This window comes from Desulfohalovibrio reitneri (genome assembly GCF_000711295.1).
In the GTDB taxonomy this organism is placed as follows: domain Bacteria; phylum Desulfobacterota; class Desulfovibrionia; order Desulfovibrionales; family Desulfovibrionaceae; genus Desulfohalovibrio; species Desulfohalovibrio reitneri.
In genome coordinates this window covers 1,220,760-1,241,476 of record NZ_JOMJ01000003.1, presented here as the reverse complement: position 1 = coordinate 1,241,476, position 20,717 = coordinate 1,220,760, and the positions used below count along the sequence as shown (strand labels likewise).

18 protein-coding genes and 1 pseudogene are annotated in these 20,717 nt (G+C 68.0%); all 19 read right to left on the bottom strand.

Features of this window, described 5'->3' with window-relative positions; translation table 11 throughout:
* Window positions 1–37: 37 nt before the first annotated feature.
* The gene (locus tag N911_RS0106525) at window positions 38–2,272 is read right to left on the bottom strand and encodes a DUF3536 domain-containing protein (RefSeq protein ID WP_029895503.1); all 2,235 of its coding nucleotides are present in this window, start codon (window positions 2,270–2,272) and stop codon (window positions 38–40) included.
* On the bottom strand, window positions 2,269–3,399 hold the full coding sequence (locus N911_RS0106520; protein ID WP_029895501.1) for an AI-2E family transporter: 1,131 nt from the start codon (window positions 3,397–3,399) through the stop codon (window positions 2,269–2,271). The genes N911_RS0106525 and N911_RS0106520 overlap by 4 nt, the downstream gene beginning before the upstream one ends.
* Window positions 3,400–3,514: 115 nt before the next feature.
* Window positions 3,515–6,031 (bottom strand): endopeptidase La, encoded by a 2,517-nt coding sequence (gene lon / locus N911_RS0106515; RefSeq protein ID WP_081859069.1) that lies wholly within the window; start codon window positions 6,029–6,031, stop codon window positions 3,515–3,517.
* 186 nt (window positions 6,032–6,217) lie between these two features.
* Window positions 6,218–6,490, bottom strand: a complete 273-nt coding sequence (locus tag N911_RS0106510) for an acylphosphatase (RefSeq protein WP_029895497.1) — start codon at window positions 6,488–6,490, stop codon at window positions 6,218–6,220.
* Between the two features lie 130 nt (window positions 6,491–6,620).
* Window positions 6,621–7,295, bottom strand: a complete 675-nt coding sequence (radC, locus tag N911_RS0106505; RefSeq protein ID WP_029895495.1) for a RadC family protein — start codon at window positions 7,293–7,295, stop codon at window positions 6,621–6,623.
* Window positions 7,292–8,260: a DNA polymerase III subunit delta gene (locus tag N911_RS0106500; protein WP_035104446.1), complete on the bottom strand. Its 969-nt coding sequence runs from the start codon at window positions 8,258–8,260 to the stop codon at window positions 7,292–7,294. Before N911_RS0106500 ends, radC begins: the two co-directional genes overlap by 4 nt.
* Before the next feature lie 6 nt (window positions 8,261–8,266).
* A complete protein-coding gene (gene lptE, locus N911_RS0106495; protein WP_029895491.1) occupies window positions 8,267–8,761 on the bottom strand; it encodes an LPS assembly lipoprotein LptE in 495 nt (164 codons plus the stop codon).
* A 6-nt stretch (window positions 8,762–8,767) separates the two neighbouring features.
* A complete protein-coding gene (gene leuS, locus N911_RS0106490; protein ID WP_029895489.1) occupies window positions 8,768–11,254 on the bottom strand; it encodes a leucine--tRNA ligase in 2,487 nt (828 codons plus the stop codon).
* A 14-nt stretch (window positions 11,255–11,268) separates the two neighbouring features.
* Window positions 11,269–11,739, bottom strand: a complete 471-nt coding sequence (nusB, locus tag N911_RS0106485) for a transcription antitermination factor NusB (RefSeq protein WP_029895487.1) — start codon at window positions 11,737–11,739, stop codon at window positions 11,269–11,271.
* On the bottom strand, window positions 11,740–12,210 hold the full coding sequence (gene ribH, locus N911_RS0106480) for a 6,7-dimethyl-8-ribityllumazine synthase (RefSeq protein WP_029895486.1): 471 nt from the start codon (window positions 12,208–12,210) through the stop codon (window positions 11,740–11,742).
* Complete coding sequence (locus tag N911_RS0106475) at window positions 12,210–13,451, bottom strand: bifunctional 3,4-dihydroxy-2-butanone-4-phosphate synthase/GTP cyclohydrolase II (RefSeq protein ID WP_029895484.1); 1,242 nt, start codon at window positions 13,449–13,451, stop codon at window positions 12,210–12,212. Before N911_RS0106475 ends, ribH begins: the two co-directional genes overlap by 1 nt.
* A gap of 325 nt (window positions 13,452–13,776) precedes the next feature.
* A pseudogene (locus N911_RS17925) lies at window positions 13,777–14,295 on the bottom strand (riboflavin synthase); the annotation flags it as partial.
* Window positions 14,295–15,437, bottom strand: a complete 1,143-nt coding sequence (ribD, locus tag N911_RS0106455) for a bifunctional diaminohydroxyphosphoribosylaminopyrimidine deaminase/5-amino-6-(5-phosphoribosylamino)uracil reductase RibD (RefSeq protein ID WP_029895478.1) — start codon at window positions 15,435–15,437, stop codon at window positions 14,295–14,297. The pseudogene N911_RS17925 and the gene ribD, both read right to left, overlap by 1 nt.
* Entirely contained in the window at window positions 15,430–15,891 is a 462-nt protein-coding gene (locus N911_RS0106450) for a deoxycytidylate deaminase (protein WP_272913349.1), read from the bottom strand. The genes ribD and N911_RS0106450 overlap by 8 nt, the downstream gene beginning before the upstream one ends.
* A gap of 8 nt (window positions 15,892–15,899) precedes the next feature.
* Window positions 15,900–17,138, bottom strand: a complete 1,239-nt coding sequence (gene glyA, locus N911_RS0106445; protein ID WP_029895474.1) for a serine hydroxymethyltransferase — start codon at window positions 17,136–17,138, stop codon at window positions 15,900–15,902.
* Window positions 17,139–17,282: 144 nt separating this feature from the next.
* Window positions 17,283–18,527, bottom strand: coding sequence for a beta-ketoacyl-ACP synthase II (gene fabF, locus N911_RS0106440; RefSeq protein WP_029895472.1), 1,245 nt, complete (start codon window positions 18,525–18,527; stop codon window positions 17,283–17,285).
* Window positions 18,528–18,615: 88 nt separating this feature from the next.
* Entirely contained in the window at window positions 18,616–18,846 is a 231-nt protein-coding gene (gene acpP / locus N911_RS0106435) for an acyl carrier protein (RefSeq protein WP_029895470.1), read from the bottom strand.
* Between the two features lie 59 nt (window positions 18,847–18,905).
* Window positions 18,906–19,643 (bottom strand): 3-oxoacyl-[acyl-carrier-protein] reductase, encoded by a 738-nt coding sequence (gene fabG / locus N911_RS0106430; protein ID WP_029895469.1) that lies wholly within the window; start codon window positions 19,641–19,643, stop codon window positions 18,906–18,908.
* A 62-nt stretch (window positions 19,644–19,705) separates the two neighbouring features.
* A complete protein-coding gene (locus N911_RS0106425; RefSeq protein ID WP_029895467.1) occupies window positions 19,706–20,695 on the bottom strand; it encodes a beta-ketoacyl-ACP synthase III in 990 nt (329 codons plus the stop codon).
* Between the last annotated feature and the right edge of the window lie 22 nt (window positions 20,696–20,717).

Below are 20,717 nucleotides of genomic sequence, written 5' to 3'. Positions count from 1 at the left end.
GCCCGGGTCAAGGGGCGCGGCGGCGCGGGGGAGCCGGTCAGCCCAGCGCGTCCGGCGCGAAACCGAGGCGGGCGGCCGCTTCGCCGTGGATGCGCATGGCCCCCCGCCGTTCCCAGGCCGCGTTCTGCGCCCGCCAGGGATCGGGGGAGAGGCCCAGTCGCCGAGCCCGGTGCAGCACGCGGGCGGCCCCGGCCGGGTCGTTCTCCTCGGTGGCCAGTCGCGCGGCCTCCTTGGCCAGGCGGTGGCTGAGGGACTCGGCCACGGGGTGATCGCGCAGCCTGTCCACAAGGAAGTCCCACAATTCCTGGTGGTCCGCGCCGTCCACGGTGCAGGCGCGCCAGGCCAGGGCGGGGGCCAGCTCCGCCCAGTCCCAGGAGTGGATGGGGCTGGTCTGGGCCTCCTGGTAGGGCAGGTACAGGGCCGTGGCCCGGGTGGCGCAGGCCAGCCGGGTGCGCCAGGCGGCCTCGGCGGCCCGCTCGGTGAGGCGCATGGCCGCCTCCTCCAGGCGGTTCCAGGACAGGTCGCCTGTGCGGGCGCGTTGGCCATCCGCAAGCACGATCTCGGTTTGCAGGGGGTCGCCGTCCGGCGGCTGGGTCATGGTCCAGTTGACCGGGGGCGAGGCCGCGCCGGGGAGCACCGCGCCCTCCATGGAGCCGTGCAGCGCGCCGTCCTCGTCCTCGCGCGTGACGCGGAAGGTGAGGCGCAGGCCTGGCCAGGCGAGGGAGGCGGAGCCGCCGGGCACGGGCAGGTCGTCGCTGGCGGCCAGGATGAGCAGGCCGAAGGCGGCCAGGGAGGCGCCCTCCAACCGGCGCGGAACGATATGGTTACGCCACACGTCCGCTCCGGACCCTTCCCCGGGGTAATTGGAACGGGCCTGGCCCAGGATCATGACCAGTTCCTCCTCCCAGTCGAAGGAGCCGGTGTGGCGGGCCAGTTCCAGGGAGCGCAGGGCGTGGGTGAGGGCGGCCAGGGGCTCCAGGCGGGTCAGCTCGTCGAAGAACCAGGCGCAGGAGGCGAAGGAGGACAGGGCCCAGCGCTGCATGGCAAGCAGCTTCCAGGCGGACTCCTTGCCGGAGGCGTCCAGGCCGGGCTGGAACTGCGCCTTCTCGAAATCGGACTGGCTGAGCGCGCCCGCCTCCACCTTGCCGTACTCGCGCAGGGCGCGTTTCGGGTCGGCGAAGCAGGCCTCGCCCCGGCGGAAGAAGTGCCTGTCCACCCGCAGCTTGTTCAGGTCCAGGGCCTCGCGCAGGGGCTTGCGCCAGGACTGGTTGAAGTCCGGGTGGCCGCCGGTGGTGCAGCCGCAGTCGGCCCGCCACCGCTCGACGCCGTGCACGCAGCTCCAGGAGGAAGGCTCGCGCAGGCGGCAGCGCATGGTGGGCGGGTTGGTCTCCAGGTAGGCGGCGAAATTGGTCAGCCGCCAGGGGGAGTCGTCGGCCCGGGCGCGCTCCAGCACGTAGGCCAGGGCCATCTCGCCGAAGGGAAAGTGGTGGCCGTAGGTCTCGCCGTCGGTGCCCACGGCGCGCAGGCCGGGAGCGGGGTTGGCCGAAAGGCGGTCCCAGAAGGCGTCGCCCGATTCCAGCAGCCGCTCGAAGGCCACGGCCTGGGACAGGGGACCGTCGTAGAAAGAGACGGAGATGTCCCGGCCGGAGGGCAGCTCCACCGTGTAGGGACGGGTGATGTCCGGGCCCTCTTCCCCCACGTCGGTCCAGTCGTCGCTGTCCACGGGGGCCACGGACTCGGCCTGCCGGGGGGCCAGCAGTACGAATTCGATGCCGTGGGCGGCCAGGGTTTCCAGGGAGGCGGTGTCCACGGCAGCCTCGGCCAGCCACATGCCGCTGGGGCGGCGGCCGAAGTGGGTCTGGAAGTCGTCGATGCCCCAGGCCACCTCAAGCTCGCGGTCGCGCGGGGTGCACAGGGGCAGGATGGCGTGGTGGCAGACCTGGGCCATGGCGTTGCCGTGGCCCCAGCGCTCGGCCGAAAGGCGGTCCGCTTCCTGGATGCGGCGGTGGGTGGCCGGGTCCTCGCGGCGCAGCCAGCGCAGCAGGGTGGGGCCGAAGTTGAAGCTGATCCACTCGTAGCAGTTGACCACGTCCGTGATGCGGCCCTCGCCGTCCAGGCGGCGGGCCCAGGCCAGAGGGGCGTAGGACTCGCGGGCGATGCGCAGGTTCCAGTTGTCCATGGGCGCGGCCGAGCCCTCGGGCGGAACGCTGTCCAGCCAGGGGTCCTCGCGCGGTGGCTGGTAGAAGTGGCCGTGGATGCACAGTCCGTTCATGGCGACTCCTCCGGGGCTTCAGGCGCTTCTTCCCGTTTGGCCAGATACCGGTTGTAGTAGGCCAGCAGCAGGCAAGTAACGGGGATGGCTATGAGCAGGCCCAAAAGGCCCAGCAACTTGCCCCACACGGACAGGGACAGGAGAATGACCGCCGGGGAGAGGCCGGTGATGCCGCCCATGATGCGGGGGATCAGAAAGCCGTCCTGCAGGCTTTGCACCACGATAAAGACAAGGGCCACCTGTCCCAGCACCATCCAGAAGGGGTCGCCGGTCTGCACCGATTGAACCAGGGCCAGGAAGAGGGCGGGCGGAATGCCAAGCAGCTGCAGATAGGGGACCATGTTCATCAGCCCCAGCACCAGCCCGAAGAGGATGCCGAAGGGCAGCCCCATGAGGGCGAATCCCAGGGCGAAAAGGATGCCCACTGTACCGGCCACCATGGCCTGCCCCCGGAAGAAGCGGCGCATGCCGTCCTCGAACTCGCGGGTGAAGTCGGCGATGGCCTGGCGGTAGTCGCGGGGGATGTAGCGGGTCCAGCCCGCGGCGATTTTTTCGAAGTCCAGCAGCAGGAAGACCAGGTAGAGGACGATGACCGAGACAACCACCACGATGCCCAGCAGGGAGGCGGTGCCGGTGACAACGTTCCAGATGCCCGGCAGAAGCCGCCTGAGCGCGCCGTGCAGCACGCCCAGCGCATCGCCCGAACGCAGGAACTCCTGCACGTCCGGCTTGTCCAGCAGGCCGCGCACAGCCTGCCAGATGTCGGGCGGCAGATACTCCTGCAGCCTGGCGGCCACGTCGGAGTTGTTGACCACGCCGTAGAGCAGCTTGGCGGACTGGGCCATCTCCCCGGCAATTATGGGGAACAGCAGCCATATCGCCCCGCCCAGCACCGCCCCGAGGGCCAGGAGGGTGGACAGCACGGCCAGCAGCCGGTGGGGGATGAGCTTTTCCTGCACCAGTCGGATGAGCGGGTTGAGCAGGTAGGCCAGCAGCAGGGCCACGGCGAAGGGCAGCAGCACGTCGGACAGGTAGCCGAGCAGCTTGACCAGAAAGACCAGGAAGGCCACGCCCACGGCCAGGCGGAAGATGCGGTCGATGGTGTAGGGCTTGTCGTCCAGCAGCAATGAAACCTCCCTGCGTGGTGACAGGACTACCGCAAAAACCGGCTGATATGAAGAAAAAACCGGGAGGCGACATCGCGCCTCCCGGTTTTGCCGGTGGTGTTCGGATTCGTGTTGGCTAGGCGGCCTTTTTCTTGCCGCCCTTGCCCTTCTTTTCGCCGGGCTCGGCGTTGCAGGCCAGCGGCCAGACTTCGTCGATCTTTTCCACGGTGTGTATCTTGATCTTGCGACGCAGTTCGTTGGGCACGTCCTGCAGGTCCTTCTCGTTTTGCTTGGGAATGATGACCGTCTTCATGCCCGCGGCCACCGCAGCCAGGATTTTCTCCTTGATGCCGCCCACGGGCAGCACGCGGCCGCGCAGGGTGATCTCTCCGGTCATGGCCGTCTCGTTGCAGACGCCCTGGCCGGTGAGGGCCGAGATGAGGGCCGTGACCAGGGTGATGCCCGCGGAGGGGCCGTCCTTGGGCGTGGCTCCGGCGGGCACGTGGATGTGGATGTCCCGGTTCTCGTTGAACTCGGGGTCGATGCCCAGCTCCTTGGCCTTGGCCCGCGCGTAGGACATGGCCGCCTGGGCGGACTCCTTCATGACCTCGCCGAGCTGGCCGGTGAGGGTCAGCTTGCCCTTGCCCTTCATGGTGGTCACCTCCACGTGCAGCATCTCGCCGCCGTAGGGGGTCCAGGCCAGGCCGGTGGCCACGCCGGGGGGCAGCTCCCGCTCCCGCTCGTCCTCGCGGAAGGGGGGCACGCCGAGCATGTTTTGCAGGGACTTGGTGGTCAGGCGGAAGGGGCCTTCCTCGCCCTCGGCCTTGCGGCGGGCGAACTTGCGGAAGATGGAGCCCACCTCGCGCTCCAGGTTGCGCAGCCCGGCCTCGCGCGTGTACTCGCGGATGACCTTGGCCAGCACCTTGTCGCCGATCTGCACTTCCTCCTCCTTGAGGCCGTTCTCCTTGGCCTGTCGGGGGATGATGAAGCGGCGGGCGATCTTGACCTTCTCCTGCTCGGTGTAGCCTTCAAGCCGGATGATCTCCATGCGGTCGCGCAGGGGGCCGGGGATGGTGTCCAGCACGTTGGCCGTGCAAATGAACATCACCTTGGAGAGGTCGAAGGGCACGTTGAGGTAGTGGTCCTGGAAGGTGTCGTTCTGCTCCGGGTCCAGCACCTCCAGCAGGGCGGAGGAGGGGTCGCCCCGGAAGTCGGCGCCCACCTTGTCGATCTCGTCCAGCATGAGCACCGGGTTGCGGGTGCCGCACTGCTTGATGGCCTGAATGATGCGGCCGGGCATGGCCCCGATGTAGGTGCGGCGGTGGCCGCGAATCTCGGCCTCGTCGCGCATGCCGCCCAGGCTCATGCGCTGGAACTTGCGCCCCAGCGAGCGGGCCACGGAGCGGCCCAGGGAGGTCTTGCCCACGCCCGGAGGGCCCACGAAGCAGAGGATGGGGCTCTTCATCTTGGGGTTGAGCTTGCGCACGGAGAGGTACTCCAGGATGCGGTCCTTGACCCGCTCCAGGTCGTAGTGGTCCTCGTCCAGGATGCGCTTGGCCTCCTTGATGTCCAGGCGGTCGCGGGAAGCCTTCTTCCAGGGCAGCTCAACCATCCAGTCCAGGTAGGTGCGGATGACGGTGGCCTCGGAGGAGTCCGGATGCATGGACTCCAGCCGCTTGAGCTGCTTTTCGGCCTCCTTCTTGACCTCCTTGGGCATGCCCGCCTTCTCGATATTCTCGCGCAGCTCCTCGAATTCCTCGGTCTCGCCGCCTTCCTCGCCCAGTTCGCGGCGGATGGCCTTGAGCTGCTCGCGCAGGAAGTAGTCCTTCTGCGCCTTGTCCATGCCCTCCTTGGCCATGGACTGGATCTTGTGCTGCATGGAGGCCACCTCGGCCTCCTTGAGAAGCTGTTCGTTGACCAGCTTGAGGCGCTTGACGTGGTCCTGGGTCTCCAGGATGGCCTGGGCGTCCTCCACCTTCATGCGCAGGTTGGAGGCGATGAGGTCGGCCAGGCGGCCGGGTTCCTCCACGCTGGCCAGCACCGAGGCGATGTCGTCGGAGGAGACGCCGCGCAGCTGCATGATTTTTTCGCTCTGCTCGCGGGAGGAGCGCATCAGCGCCTCCACCTCGGAGGTGGTCTCCTCCACGTCGTGCTCCTCGATGACTTCGAGGTTGGCGCTCATGAAGGGGTCCTCGGAGGTGAAGTCCGTGACCCGGGCGCGGGAGAGGCCCTGCACCAGCACCTTCAGGCGGCCGTCGGGCATCTTCAGCATGCGCATGATCATGCACACGGTGCCCACTTCGTGCAGGTCGTCCGGACCGGGGTCCTCCACGGTCTCGTCCTTCTGGGTGAGGATGAGGATGAAGCGGTTGGCGTTCAGGGCCGCGTCCACGGCCTGCACGGATTTCTCCCGGCCCACGAAGAGGGGCAGGATCATGTAGTTGAAGACCACGATGTCGCGCACCGGCATGACCGGCATGTGCGTGGGGATGTCCAGCTGGCTCTTCTCGTCGTCCCCTTCGGCGGTCTCGTCCAGGGGGTTCTCGATGTCCCCCTCCTCAACGAACTCGTATTCGATGAGGGGGCGCTCTTCTCCTTCCCCTGCGTTGTATTCCGCGGCGAACAGGCCGTCGAGGCGGGTATCGTCGTTCATATGGTTCGTGCCTCCGGATGAAGTCGTCTTTGGGGAGGTCGTCAATCGGGTTCTTGGGCGGAAAAAACCCGCCTGGAAGCCGCTTGCGTCACTCCGGAGAGGCCCAATTAATCATTTTGCCCGGCTCGTAAAGCGGTAGAGCCTGATTTTTGCCGAAAAAACCGGGTAAAACCCGACTCATCCGGCCTATCTGCGCACCTCGAAACCGCCGCTGGCCTCCGCGCCGGGGCGTTCGTCCGCATCCACCCCCTCCACGCGGGAGGCGGGCGGTCCCTGCCGCACCTTGTCCATAAACGCCCGCACGGCGTCCTCCCCGCCGGAGGCCAAAAACTCCACCGTGCCGTCCGGCACGTTGCGCACCCAGCCGGAGACGCCCAGCGAGTCCGCCGCGCCCCGGGTGAAGTCCCGGAAGCAGACGCCCTGCACGCGGCCGCGGACGATTCCGTGAACAGTCAGCATGGTTTTTCCTCCCTTTCCCGTTGATTCACCCTGAGTGAATACCACGAAAACGGGGGAAGATGGCAAGCAGCCTGGTGAAAACGGAAAAAAGAGCGGAAAAAGACCTTTTCTTTGAAAAAAATCGTTTCGCCTAAAGCATGCCTTCCTGCTGGAAGGAGTAGTAGGCGTCGTCGGTGACCACCAAGTGGTCCAGAATGCGTACGCCCAGGTCGGAGGCGGCCCGCACCAGGCGGCGGGTCAGCTCCATGTCCTGGGATGAGGGGTGTGGGTCGCCGCCGGGGTGGTTGTGCACCAGAACGATGCCCGAGGCCTCGTGCTTAAGCGCCAGGGCCATTACCTCGCGGGGGTAGACCGGGGCCTGGTCCACCGTGCCCTGGCTCACCCGCTCCCAGGCCAGCAAGCGGTTTTTGTTGTCCACCAAAGCGGCCCAGAACTCTTCGGAGCGGGAGGGACCCAGCCGGGCCATGGCCAGTTCGGACACCTCCTGCGGCGAGGAGAGCACCGCCCGGCTGCGGGCCGGGGTCTCGTGCAGCCGGGCCCAGACCTCCTTCCACAGGTGCCAGAAGGTCTCCATGGCCGGACCGAAGCCCTCCGCCTGCCGCAGTTCCTCGGGCGAGGCCTGGAAGACGCCGCGCAGGTTCTGGTGGCGGGCCAGCAGCTCCTTGGCCAGGGGCTTTGTGTCGCCGCGCCGCAGCACGTAGCCCAGGAGCATCTCCAGCACCTCGTAGTCCGCCAGGGAGCGCGGGTCGCGCTGCAGCCGTTCGCGCAGACGCTGGCGGTGGCCGTGGTAGTGGGGCTTCTTCACCCTCGACCCCCGGGGGCGGAGGCCAGCGAGCCCAGGTCGGACACCAAATGCTGCAGGGCCTGCTCTTCCTTCATCTCGCCGGTCTTGACCCGCACCTCGGCCTCCAGGGCCAGGCGGAACAGACGCCTCAGGCCGGCCACGCCCAGCCGTTTGGCCACGGGGGCCTTCTTGTCCGCTAACCAGCCTGGCAGGCCGGGGTTCTCGCCGTGCAGGATCATCCACATCTGCCGCGCGTCGCGGGTCAGTCCGGCCAGCAGGGGGAAAAGGAGGCTTTCGGAAGAGGTGCGGTGCCGCAGCACCTCGCGCCAGACGCCGGCTCCGGCCTGCCCCTTGGTCAGGGCGTCCAGCACGGCCCAGATTTCAAGGCCCTCCTCGGGCGGGGCCAGCAGGTCCAGGTCCTCGCGGGCGAGTTCGCGCCGCTCGCCCAGGGCCAGTTCCAGCTTGTCCAGCTCCGAGGCCACGGCCGCGGCGTCGGGCGGCAGACGGGAGGAAAATTCTCTGGCCAGTTCACGCGGCACGGTGATGCCTCGCGCCTCGGCCCATTCCCTGGCCATGCGCTCCACCCCGGCGCGATCCAGGCCGGGGCTCTGCCACAGCCAGCCCTTGCGCTCGGCCACGCTCCAGAACTTTTCTTTCTTCCAGTGGGCTGGAATCCTGGGCTTTTTCTTTTCCCAAGGGCCTTCCAGACAGAAGATGGGCCAGCAGGCGTCGTTGAAGCCGCCCAGCTGCGGTGTCAGGGAACGGACCTGGTCGGCGGGCAGCTTTTCCGCCCTGCGCAGGACCAGGGCCTTGTTGCCGCCCAGCAGCCCGGGGCTGCCCAGATCGGTCCAGAAGTCCTGGTCCAGGCCCTCGTCCCCGAAGTGCACGCGGCGGTCGAAGCCGCCGTCCGCCAGCAGCCGCCGCACCTGTTGCTTGATCAGTTCGGGATCGGGGCAGACGAGGATGCTGAAACCCGGCCTGGCCATGGGGGCTCAGTACGCGTCGGTGAGTTTGTCCACCAGGCGGCGGACGGCCAGGTCCACGGCGCGTCGGCGCGCTTCCTCCTCGCCCACGGCCTGGAAGGTCTGGGCGTAGGCGGCCGTGCCGTTCCACAGCCGTTTGCCGTCGGCCCGGCGGACGATTTCAGCGTTGAGGCGCACGTTGGCCGAGAACTGCAAAGTCTCCTGCCGTTCGCCAACAACCGAGGAGGTCACGGAGTAGCGTTCGATTTCCAAATCCACCAGTCCGTCGGCCCGCTCGCGCGGCGCCCAGGACAGCCCCTCGCGGCGGGTGATCTCGTCGCGGAAGGAGGCCATGAGCTCGGCGGGCAGGCCGGTCTCCATGGTGGGGTTCTCCACCTCGCGCACGTCCAGGGCGCGGACGTCGTCGGGCAGTTCGGCCTGGCCGCCGCCGAAGCCGTAGCGGGCGCAGCCGCAGGCCGCGAGCAGGAGAAGGGCCGGGAGGAGGAGTCGGATTACCGTACGCATGATCGCCTAGGCTACAACGATGTTCACCAGTTTGCCAGGGACCACGATGACCTTGCGCACCGTGACGTCCTCCAGGTGGCGGGCCACGTTCTCGTCGGCCATGGCCACCTTCTCCACTTCCTCGCTGGGAGCGTCTGCGGGCACGTCGATGCGGCCGCGCAGCTTGCCATTGACCTGGACGACCACGGTGATCTCGTCACGCTTGAGCGCGGCCTCGTCGTGCTCGGGCCAGTCCTTTTCCGAGACCAGCCCCTCGAAGCCCAGCCGTTGCCACAACTCCTGGGCGATGTGCGGGGTCATGGGCGAGAGCAGGGTGAGGGTGGTGGCCAGGGCGGAGGACATGGCGAAGCGGCCGTCCTCGCCGGCGGCAAGCTCCTCGCGGGCCTGGGATAATTCGTTGACCAGCTCCATGACCGCGGCCACCGCGGTGTTGAACTGGTAGGTCTTCTCCAGGTCGCGTCCCACGCGCATGACGGTTTCGTGCTCCTTGCGGCGCACGTCCTTGGCGCGGGCGGAAAGCTCCATGGGCGGAACGGCGCAGGCCCCCACCGGCTCCACGGACTCGGCCAGGTCCTCGGCCAGCCGCCAGAGGCGGTTGAGGAAGCGGTGCGCGCCCTCCACGCCCCGGTCGTGCCAGTCCAGGTCCTTTTCCGGGGGCGCGGCGAAGAGGGTGAAGAGGCGGGTGGTGTCCGCGCCGAAGCGCTTCACCATTTCGTCCGGGGAGACCACGTTGCCCTTGGACTTGGACATCTTGGCCCCGTCCTTGAGCACCATGCCCTGGGTGAGCAGCGCCTTGAAGGGCTCGTCCTGCACGGTGTAGCCCAGGTCGCGCAGCGCCTTGACGAAGAAGCGGGCGTAGAGCAGGTGCAGGATGGCGTGTTCGATGCCGCCAATGTACTGGTCCACAGGCATCCAGTACTCCAGCGCCTGGGTGGAGAAGGGCTCGTCCCCGTTTTGGGCGTCGCAGTAGCGCATGAAGTACCAGCTGGACTCCATGAAGGTGTCCATGGTGTCGGTCTCGCGCCGGGCTTCCCCCCCGCACTTCGGGCACTCGGCGCGGAGGAACTCCTCGGACTCGGGCAGAGGGGAACGGCCGTCGGACAGGGTGCGCAGGTCCTCGGGCAGGGTCACGGGCAACTCGGCGGCGGGCACGGGCTTCACGCCGCATGTGTCGCAGTACAGCACCGGGATGGGCGCGCCCCAGTAGCGCTGCCGGGAGATGTTCCAGTCGCGCAGGCGGTAGTTGACCGTCTGCCGCCCCCGGCCGGTCTCGGCCAGCCAGGCGGTGATACTCTCCTTGGCATCCTCGTTGTCCAGCCCGTCGAAGCGGCCGGAGTTCACCAACTTGCCGGGCCCGGTGTAGGCCTCGGCCAGGGGCTCGGGCAGGCCGTCCTCCGGTTCGATGACCGTGCGGATGGGCAGGTCGTACTTGGTGGCGAATTCGAAGTCGCGCTGGTCGTGGGCGGGCACGGCCATGACCGCGCCGGTGCCGTACTCCATGAGCACGAAGTTGGCCACCCAGATGGGCATCTTCTCGCCTGTGACCGGGTTCTCGCAGTAAGCCCCGGTGAAGACGCCCTCCTTCTCCAGGTCGTCGGAGGCGCGCTTGAGCCGGTCCATGTTGCGGATGCGGCTGGCGAAGGCCTCCACTTCGGCCTGGTGCCCGGTGCCGCGCACCAGCTCGGGCACCAGGGGGTGCTCCGGCGCCAGGGACATGAAGGTGGCCCCGGCCAGGGTGTCGGGGCGGGTGGTGAAGACCGTGGTCTGGTGGCCGCCGTCGATTTCGAAGGTCAGCTCCGAGCCGTAGGACTTGCCGATCCAGTTGCGCTGCATGGCCAGCACGCGCTCGGGCCAGCCCTCACCCAGCTTGTCCAGCCACTCCAGAAGCTCGTCCGCGTAGTCGGTGATGCGCAGGAACCACTGCTCCAGCTCCTGCCGCTCCACGGTGGCGTCGCAGCGCCAGCACAGCCCGTCCTCCACCTGCTCGTTGGCCAGCACGGTGTTGCAGGAGGGGCACCAGTTGACCGGCGCTTTTTTACGATAGATCAGCCCCTTCTCCAGGAACTGCAGGAAGAAGAGCTGCTCCCAGCGGTAGTATTCGGGGCGGCAGGTGGTCACTTCGCGGTTCCAGTCCAGGGAGAAGCCGAGGCGGTCCAGCTGGGCGCGCATGTCGCGGATGTTGGAGTAGGTCCACTCGGCCGGGGGCACGTCGTTCTTGATGGCCGCGTTCTCCGCGGGCATGCCGAAGGCGTCCCAGCCCATGGGGTGCAGGACGTTGTAGCCCTTCATGCGCCTAAAACGCGCCAGCACGTCGCCGATGGTGTAGACGCGCACGTGCCCCATGTGGATGCGCCCAGAGGGATAGGGGAACATCTCCAGCACGTAGTACTTGGGCTTGTCCGATTGGTTGGGCGCGCTGAAGAGGTTCTTCCCGCGCCACTCGTCCTGCCAGCGCCGCTCGATGTCGTCGAAGTCGTATTTGCCGAAGCCCATTGTCCGTCTCGTTCTCAGATTTCCTTGCCGGTGCCCAGCTCGCCCTTGTTCACGGCCCTCGCGGCCGCGTCCAGGATGCCGTTGACGAAGGTGGAGGAGGCCTCGTCGCCGTACGACTTGGCCAGTTCCACGCCCTCGTTGATGGCCACCTTCAGCGGCATGTCCGGCACGTACAGCATCTCGTAGAGGGCCAGCCGCAGCACGGTCAGCTCGATGCGGCCGATGCGGTTGACCTTCCAGTGGGTGGAGAAGCGGGTGATGACCTCGTCCAACTCGTCCATGCGGGACCACACCCCTTCCACCAGCTGGGCGGCGAACTGCCGCGCCCGCTCGGACACGTCCTCGTTCCACAGGGCGGGGCTTTCGGCCAGCACGTGGGGCAGACTGTCCAGCCCGCGCGCGGGCGGCACGTAGGTCAGCCCGTAAAGAATCTGGAAGGCCTTGGCGCGCCCTTCGCTGCGCGCTCCGGTCCGCTGCTGCGCCATCTACAGCTGCTCCACCACGCGGACCATCTCCAGGGCGGCGGCCGCGGCCTCCACGCCCTTGTTGCCCGCCTTGGAACCGGCGCGCTCCACGGCCTGCTCCAGGGAGTCGCAGGTCAAAACGCCGAAGCCCACGGGCAGGCCGGAGTCCATCATGACCTGGGCCAGGCCCTTGGAGCACTCGGCGGCCACGTAGTCGAAATGGGGGGTGGCCCCGCGGATGATGGCGCCCAGGCAGATGACGGCGTCGTACTCGCCCTTTCCGGCCAGCCGCTTGGCGGCCAGGGGCAGCTCGAAGGCTCCCGGCACGCGGACCAGGGTGATGTTGTCGCGGTCCGCGCCGTGGCGGGTGAGGTAGTCCACCGCGCCGCCCACCAGCTTGTCCACCACGAACTCGTTGAAGCGTCCCGCCACCAGCGCGAAACGCAGGCCCTTGGCGTCCAGTTGCCCTTCCACGGTTTTCAGGTGCGGCATTATTCGTTCTCCTGGTGCGGTTTGAGGTCAAGCAGGTGGCCCATCTTGTCGCGCTTGGTTTCCAGGTAGCGCAGGTTCAGGTCGCAGGCCTCGCACTCGATGGACACGCGTTCGGTGATCTCCAGCCCGTAGCCCTCGAGGCCGACCATCTTCTTGGGGTTGTTGGTCAGAAGGCGCATCTTGCGCACGCCCAGGGCCACCAGGATCTGCGCCCCGGTGCCGTAGTCGCGCATGTCCGGGGCGAAGCCCAGCTCCTCGTTGGCCTGCACCGTGTCCATGCCCTTGTCCTGCAGGTGGTAGGCCTTGATCTTGTTGGCCAGGCCGATGCCCCGGCCCTCCTGGCGCATGTAGAGGATGACCCCGCGCCCCTCCTCCTGCACCCGGCGCATGGCCGTGTGCAGCTGGGGGCCGCAGTCACAGCGCATGGAGGCGAAGACGTCGCCGGTGAGGCACTCGGAGTGCACACGCACCAGCACGGGGTCGCCGTCGTCGACGTCGCCCAGGGTCAGGGCGATGTGGGTGCGGCCGTCGGAGGTGGAGTCGAAGGCGCGGATGTTGAACTCGCCGAAGCAGGTGGGCAGCTTGGCCTCGCCCACGCGGGTGACGGTGTGGTCGCCGAAGCGCATGCGGTAGGCGATGAGGTCGGCGATGGTGGCGATCTTGAGGTCGTGCTTTTTGGCGAACTCCACCAGGTCCGGCATGCGGGCCATGGAGCCGTCCTCATTCATGATCTCGCAGATAACGGCTGCGGGCTTGAGCCCGACCAGCTTGGCCATGTCCACGCTGCCCTCGGTCTGGCCGGTGCGCACCAGCACGCCGCCGCTCTTGGCCCGCAGGGGAAAGACGTGTCCCGGCGTGACCAGGTCGTCCGGCTTGGCCTCGTCGGCCACGGCGGTCTGGATGGTGTGCGCCCGGTCGAAGGCGGAGATGCCGGTGGTCACGCCCTGGCGCGCCTCGATGGAGACCGTGAAGTTGGTCCCGAAGGAGGACTCGTTGCGGGTGGCCATCATGGGCAGGTCCAGCCGCTCCACCATGGGGGGGCTCATGGCCAGGCAGATGAGGCCCCGGCCGTGGGTGGCCATGAAATTGATCACCTCGGGGGTGACGTGTTCGGCGGCGATGGTCAGGTCGCCTTCGTTCTCTCGGTCCTCGTCGTCCACGAGGATGATCATCCGCCCCTTGCGGATTTCCGCGATGGCCTCCTCGGCCGAGCAAAGGGGCGGTTCGTGCGATTGGGTCATTACTGCTCCGGGTATCGAGTCCCGCGCCGTGGGCCCGGGGAAGGGCCGGGCGGCCGGGAGAATTGGCGAACGGGGACCTTACACGGAATCGCCGCGCTTTGAAAGCCCCCGCCAGGGGTCCCGGCCACGCCGGAAAGAGGTCGGAAATCCCTTCGTGAAGGGAGGCGTCAGAAGCCGTGGCGGCGGAAGAACTCCTCGCCCAGGCCGCCGGGCTTGCCGCCCCCGCCTCCCCGGCCGGCGCCGGAGCCGCCCCGGCCCACGGGCCCACCATGCGGGCCACGTACTTGCCGATGAGGTCGGTCTCCATGTTCACGGCCGTTCCAGGGGTCCAGGAGCGGATGGTGGTGGCCTTTTGCGTCTCGGGGATGATGTTCACCGAGAGGCTGGTGGCGGTGCACTCGTTGACGGTCAGGGAGATGCCGTCCAGGGCCACCGAGCCCTTGGGGATGACGAAGGGGGCCTGCTCCTTGGGAAAGGAGAGGGTGTAGACGGTGGATTCACCGGCCGGGGCGGTGGAGGCCACCTCCGCCAAGCAGTCCACGTGGCCGGAGACCATGTGGCCGCCCAGGCGGTCGCCCATGGCCAGGGCGCGCTCCAGGTTGGCTTCGGACCCGGCGCGCAGGCCACCCAGGTTGGAGCGGGAGAGGGTCTCGGCCGATGCGTAGGCGGTGAAGGCCCCGCCGGTCCAGGTCTCCACGGTCAGGCAAACGCCGTTGACCGCGATGGACTCGCCCAGCCGCACCTCCTCGAAAGTTCCCAGAGGGCGGATGCGGAAACGGGTCTCGCCGCCGCGCGTCTCGGCGCGCTCGATGCGGCCAAGGCACTGCACCAGTCCGGTGAACATCAGTCGTCCTCCCGCTTGGGACGGTAGCACAGTTCCAGGTCCGCCCCGGAGGAGGCGGTCCAGCAAAGCCGCAGGGACAGGGCGTCGGCCATGGGTATGTCGCCGGCCCCGGCGAAGGAGGCGCGGGCGCGCTCGTCGCCAAGCACGCGCGGGGCCATATACAGGCGCAACTCGTCCATGAGCCCGGCTCGGGCGAGGGACATGGCCAGCGTGCCGCCGCCCTCGCAGAGCACGTGATGGACTCCGGCCTCGTCGTACAGCCTGTTCAGCCCTTCGCCCAGGTCCAGGCCGCCACCGGACTCGCCCAGGCCCCACACCCGGCAGCCCAGGGCGCGCAGGTGGTCAGCCTCGTCGGATTCGGCCCGCTCCCGGCTGGTCAGAAAGACAGTCTCCGCCGGACGCTGGCGCAGCAGGCAGAGCTGCGCCCTGGGGGGCGGCAGGGAGCGGGTGGCCACCACGGCCAGGGGTTGCCCCTTGGGGGACAGGCCGCGCTCCTGCGGGTCCAGGCGGCAGGTCAGGCGAGGGTCGTCGGCCCGCAGGGTGCCGCCGCCGACCAGCACGGCGTCGGCCCGGCCGCGCAGCTCCTGCACCCGCCGGTGCGACTCGGTGCCGGAGACCTTTTCCGGAACGCCGGAGCGGGCGGCGATGCGGCCGTCGATGGTCTGGGCCAGCTTGACCAGCACGTGGGGGCGCTTGTCCCGTTGCCAGCGCACGAAGTCGTCGATGGCGTCGCGGCAGCGCTGTTTGAGTACGCCCTCGACGACTTCAACCCCGGCCGCGCGCAGCCGGGCGGAGCCGCCGCCCTCCACCTCGCGGTTGGGGTCGGCGCAGCCCTCGATGACGCGGGCCACCCCGGACTCGAGGATGGCCTCGGTGCAGGGCGTGGTGCGTCCGTGGTGGTTGCACGGCTCCAGGGTTACGTAGAGGTCGCAGCCGGTGGGGTCCACCCCGCGCGCGGCCGCGTCCGCCAAGCAGGCGCGTTCGGCGTGGGGCTCGCCCGCTCGGGCGTGGAAGCCCTCGGCCAGGATGCGCCCCTCCCGGGCCAGCACCGCCCCCACGCAGGGGTTGGGCGCGGTCAGGCCCCGGGCGCGCTCGGCCAGCTCCAGGGCGCGCCGCATGATGGGCTCGTGGGATTCAGCCATGGCTGTGGGGCATCTCCCGGAAGGTGATGTTGGCCTCCTCGATCATGGCCCGCGACAGCTCGTCCGGGTAGGACTCGGCGAAGAATATTTCCTTCACCCCCACGTTGATGAGCATCTTGGTGCAGATGAGGCAGGGCTGGGTGGTGCAGTAGATGGTGGCCTCGGCGATGCTCACGCCGTGGGCCGCGGCCTGGATGATGATGTTCTGCTCGGCGTGCAGGGCGCGGCACAGTTCGTGCCGCTCGCCCGAGGGCACGTTCATCTGTTCGCGCAGGCAGCCGATGTCCAGGCAGTGGGCCATGCCCGCGGGCGCGCCGTTGTAACCCGTGGCCAGGATGCGGTGCCCCTTGACCGCGACCGCGCCCACCCGCCTGCGCAGGCAGGTGGAGCGCTCGGCCACGATGTGGGCGATCTTCATGAAGTAGTCGGGCCAGGGCAGCCTCTGGTCGGACACGGTTCACCTCACCAGGCGAAGAGGGGGAACTGGCGGCCGAAGGCCTTGACCTCGCCCGCGATCTCGGAAAGCCGCGTCTCGTTGCCCACGTTGTTCAGGGCGTCCACGATCCAGCCGGCCACCTTGGCCATGTCCTCTTCCTTCAGGCCCCGGGTGGTCAGGGCGGCGGTGCCCATGCGCACGCCGGAGGTGACGAAGGGGGAGCGGGTCTCGAAGGGCACGGTGTTCTTATTCACGGTGATGCCGGCCAGGTCGAGGGCGTGCTCGGCGTCCTTGCCGGTGATGTCGCGGTCCGTGAGGTCCATGAGCACCAGGTGGTTGTCCGTGCCGCCGGAGACCAGGGAGAAGCCCGCGTCGGTGAGGGTCTTTGCCAGGGCCTGGCAGTTGTTCACCACCTGTTGCTGGTACGCCTTGAAGGTGGGACGCAGGGCCTCGCCGAAGGCCACCGCCTTGGCTGCGATGACGTGCATGAGCGGCCCGCCCTGGATGCCGGGGAAAATGTTGGAGTTGAGCGGCTTCATGTTCTCCTCCTCGGAGAGGATGAGGCCACCGCGGGGGCCGCGCAGGGTCTTGTGGGTGGTGGAGGTGGTGTAGTGGGCGTGGCCGATGCAGGTGGGATGCACCCCGGCGGCGATGAGCCCGGCGATGTGGGCCATGTCCACCACCAGCTTGGCGCCCACCTCGTCGGCTATCTCGCGGAAGCGCTTGAAGTCGATGACGCGGGGGTAGGCCGAGGCCCCGGCGATGATCATCTTGGGGCGGTGCTCCTTGGCCTTGGCCAGCACGTCGTCGTAATCGATGAGGCCGGTCTCCCTGGAGACGCCGTAGAAAGCGGTGTTGTAGAGCTTGCCCGAGAAGTTGACCGGCGAGCCGTGGGTCAGGTGGCCGCCGTGGGAGAGGTCCATGCCCAGGATGGTGTCGCCGGGCTGCAGAATGGACATGTAGACGCCCATGTTGGCCTGGGAGCCGGAGTGGGGCTGGACGTTGGCGTAGGTGCAGCCGAACAGCTCCTTGGCCCGGTCGCGGGCCAGGTCCTCGGCGATGTCCACGTATTCGCAGCCGCCGTAGTAGCGCTTGTGGGGGTAGCCCTCGGCGTACTTGTGGGTCAGCACCGAGCCCTGGGCCTGGCGCACGGCGGTGGAGGTGAAGTTCTCCGAGGCGATGAGTTCCAGCTTCTCGATCTGGCGGCCGCACTCAAGCTCGATGGAGCGGGCCAGTTCCGGGTCCTGCAGAATGAGTTCTTCCATGGGATGTACGATTTCCTTGCCGCGATGGCGCGGGTTTGGGGGGTCGCGAAGAGGGTGGGGGTACCCCCCGTTCAAGGGGGTCACTACCTTTGCCCATTGGAGCGGGACCGTCAAGTGGCGGTCCCGCTCCAGGGGAAGGACGAACTATTCCGAGAACTTGCGGAACAGCAGCGAGCAGTTGGTGCCGCCGAAGCCGAAGGAGTTGGACAGCACATGCCGCATTTCCTGCGGTCTGGCTTCGCGGGGGCAGTTCAGGTCGAATTCCGGGTCCGGGTCGTCGAGATTGACGGTGGGCGGGCAGATGGAGTTGATCATGGAGAGCACCGCGAAGAGGGACTCCACGCCGCCGGCCGCGCCGAGCAGGTGCCCGACCATGGACTTGTTGGCGGTCACGGTCAGCTTGTCCGCGTGCTCGCTGAAGACCCTGCGGATGGCCCGCACCTCGCACATGTCGCCCACGGGCGTGGAGGTGGCGTGGCAGTTGATGTGGTCCACGTCTTCGGGAGCCACCCCGGCCTCGCGCAGGGCGCCCTGCATGGACAGGGCCATGCCGGAGCCGTCCTCGGGCGGGGCGGTCAGGTGGTAGGCGTCGGACGAGGCGCCGTAGCCCACGACCTCGGCCAGGATGTTGGCCCCGCGCGCCTTGGCGAACTCGTACTCCTCCAGAACCATGACGCCCGCGCCCTCGCCCATGACGAAGCCGTCGCGCCCGGCGTCGAAGGGACGCGAGGCTTTCCCGGGGTCGTCGTTGCGGGTGGAGAGGGTCTTGGAGGCGTTGAACCCGGCCACCGCCAGCGGGGTGATGGTGGATTCCGAGCCGCCGCATATGGCCGCCTTGGCTCGGCCGAGCTTGATGTCGGAGTAGGCCGCGCCGATGGCGTGGGCCCCCGAGGCGCAGGCGGAGGTGGTGCAGTACTGCGGCCCCTTGGCTCCGGAGAAGATGGAGGCCTGGCCCGCGGCCATGTTGGCGATGAGGATGGGGATGAAGAACGGGGAGACCCGCCTGGGGCCGGATTCCACGAGCTTGGTGTGGAATGTCTCGATGGTCTCCAGGCCGCCCAGCCCCACGCCGATGATGCAGGCCACCTCGGGGGCCAGCTCCTCGGTGATCTCCAGGCCCGCGTCGGACAGGGCGCGCATGGAGCAGTACACCGCGTAGCGCGTGAAGAGATCCATGCGCTTGGCGGCCTTCTTGTCTATGACCGAGGTGTCGTCGTAGTCCTCGGCCACCTGGGTGGCGAACTTGGTGGCGTGGCTGGCGGTGTCGAAGCGGGTGATGGGCCGGGCGCCGGAAGCGCCGGCCAGCAGGTTCTTCCAGGAAGTCTCGTGATCGTTGCCGATGGGGGTCACGGCCGATAGGCCGGTGACGACGACGCGCTTGCCGATCATGGTTCCCTCGCGACGGGTTAGCTAAAAAAAGTCCGGGGCGCCGGACCGCGTGGCGGCCGCGCCCCGGAAGAAGCGCTGCTGCGGTCGGCTACTGCTTGGACTTGATGAAGTCCACGGCGTCCTTGACCTTGATCAGCTTCTGGGCCTCCTCGTCGTCGATCTCCATGTCGAATTCCTCTTCCATGGCCATGATCAACTCGGTCAGATCCAGGGAGTCGGCTCCCAGGTCGTCCACGAAGGAAGCCTCGGGCTTGACCTCGTCCTCGCCCACGCCCAGCTGGTCCACGATGATGCCTTTCACTTTCTCTTCAACACTCATGTCGTTCTCCTTGCGGTCCTTTTCCTATCGCGCCTTGGGCGCGCCATGATACCTTTTCGCTACATGTACATGCCGCCGTTCACCCCGAGCACCTGGCCGGTGACGTAGGCCCCGCCGGGGGAGGCCAGGTAGCTCACGGCCTCGGCCACTTCCTCGGGCTTGCCGAAGCGGCCCAGAGGGACGGAATCCTTCATGTTCTGGCGGATGTCCTCGGGAAGTTCGGAGGTCATGTCGGTCTCGATGAAGCCCGGGGCCACGGCGTTGACCGTCACCCCGCGGGAGCCCAGCTCCCTGGCCGCCGTCTTGGTCAGGCCGATGAGGCCCGCCTTGGCGGCCACGTAGTTGGCCTGGCCGGGATTGCCCATCTGCCCCACGATGGAGGAGATGTTCACGATGCGGCCCTCGCGGCGCTTGGACAGCAGCTTGGCCGCCTCGCGCAGGCAGGTGAAGGCCCCGGTCAGGTTGACACCGAGGACCTTGTCCCAGTCCTCGTCCTTCATGCGGATGAGCAGGCCGTCGCGGGTGATGCCGGCGTTGTTGACCACGCAGAACAGCGGCTGGCCCTTGAGGCCCTTGAAATACTCCACCACCGCCTGGCGGTCGCCGACGTCCAGCCGGTCGGCCTCGGCCGAGCCTCCGGCGGCGGTGATGGCGGCCACCACCTCCTCGGCCTGCTCGGGCTTGCTCACGTAGGTCAGACGGACGTGGAATCCGTCCAGGGCCAGCCGTTCGGCGCAGGCGCGGCCGATGCCGCGCGATCCGCCGGTTACCACGGCGATTGGCTTGGATTCGCTCATACGGTGCGTTCTCCGGAAAAGATGCGGGATTATTTAGCCCAAATGATGCGGGCTTGGCAAACCTAGAAGCGGATCAGGGCCGAACCCCAGGTGAAGCCGCCGCCAAAGGCGGCCACCAGCACCAGATCGCCCTTCTTCACGCGCCCTTCCTCCCTGGCCTCGGCCAGGGCCATGGGCACGGAGGCCGCGGAGGTGTTGCCGTACTTGTGCACGTTCATGAATACCCGGCCGTTGTCGATGTTCAGCTTCTTGCCCACGGCCTCGATGATGCGCTGGTTGGCCTGGTGGGTGATGAGCATGTCCACGTCGTCGGTGGTCAGCCCCTGGCCGTCGAGCACGGCGCGGCAGGCTGACTCCATGGTGCGCACGGCCACCTTGTAGACCTCGCGCCCCTCCATGACGATGAAGTTCTCCGGCCCAACGGTGTCCCCGGCCTTGTACGGCCAGCCCGAAGCGCCGCCCTTGATGTGCAGCAGTTCCGAGTAGTTGCCGTCGGTGCCCAGGATGACGTCCAGCACCTCGCCGTCCACCTCGCGTTCCCCCGGGGCCCCCGTGAGAACGGCCGCGCCCGCGCCGTCGCCGAAGAGCACGCAGGTGGTGCGGTCCTCGTAGTTGGTGCGGGAGGAGAGGATGTCCACGCCCACCAGCAGCACCTTGGAGTGGGGATGCAGGGCGAGCACGGCGCGGGCCTGTTCCAGCCCGAAGGTGAAGCCGGAGCAGGCGGCGTTGATGTCGAAGGCGATCTTGCCGCTGATGCCCAGCTTGCGCTCCAGGTGGCAGGCGCAGGCCGGGGTGAAGGTGTCCGGCGTGCAGGTGGCCACGATGATGTGGCTGAGATCGTCCGGTGTCAGCCCGGCCTCGTCCAGGGCCTGGCGGGAGGCCTGAAGCGCCAGGTCGGAGGCCGTCTGGCCGGGCGCCACCACGTGGCGCTCCTTGATGCCGGTGCGGGTGACGATCCACTCGTCCGAGGTCTCGACCATCCGTTCGAAGTCCTTGTTGGTCAGGACCTTCTCGGGCACGAAACGTCCGGTTCCGAGGATATGGGCGGTCATGGGCAGGATTCCTTATGGAACG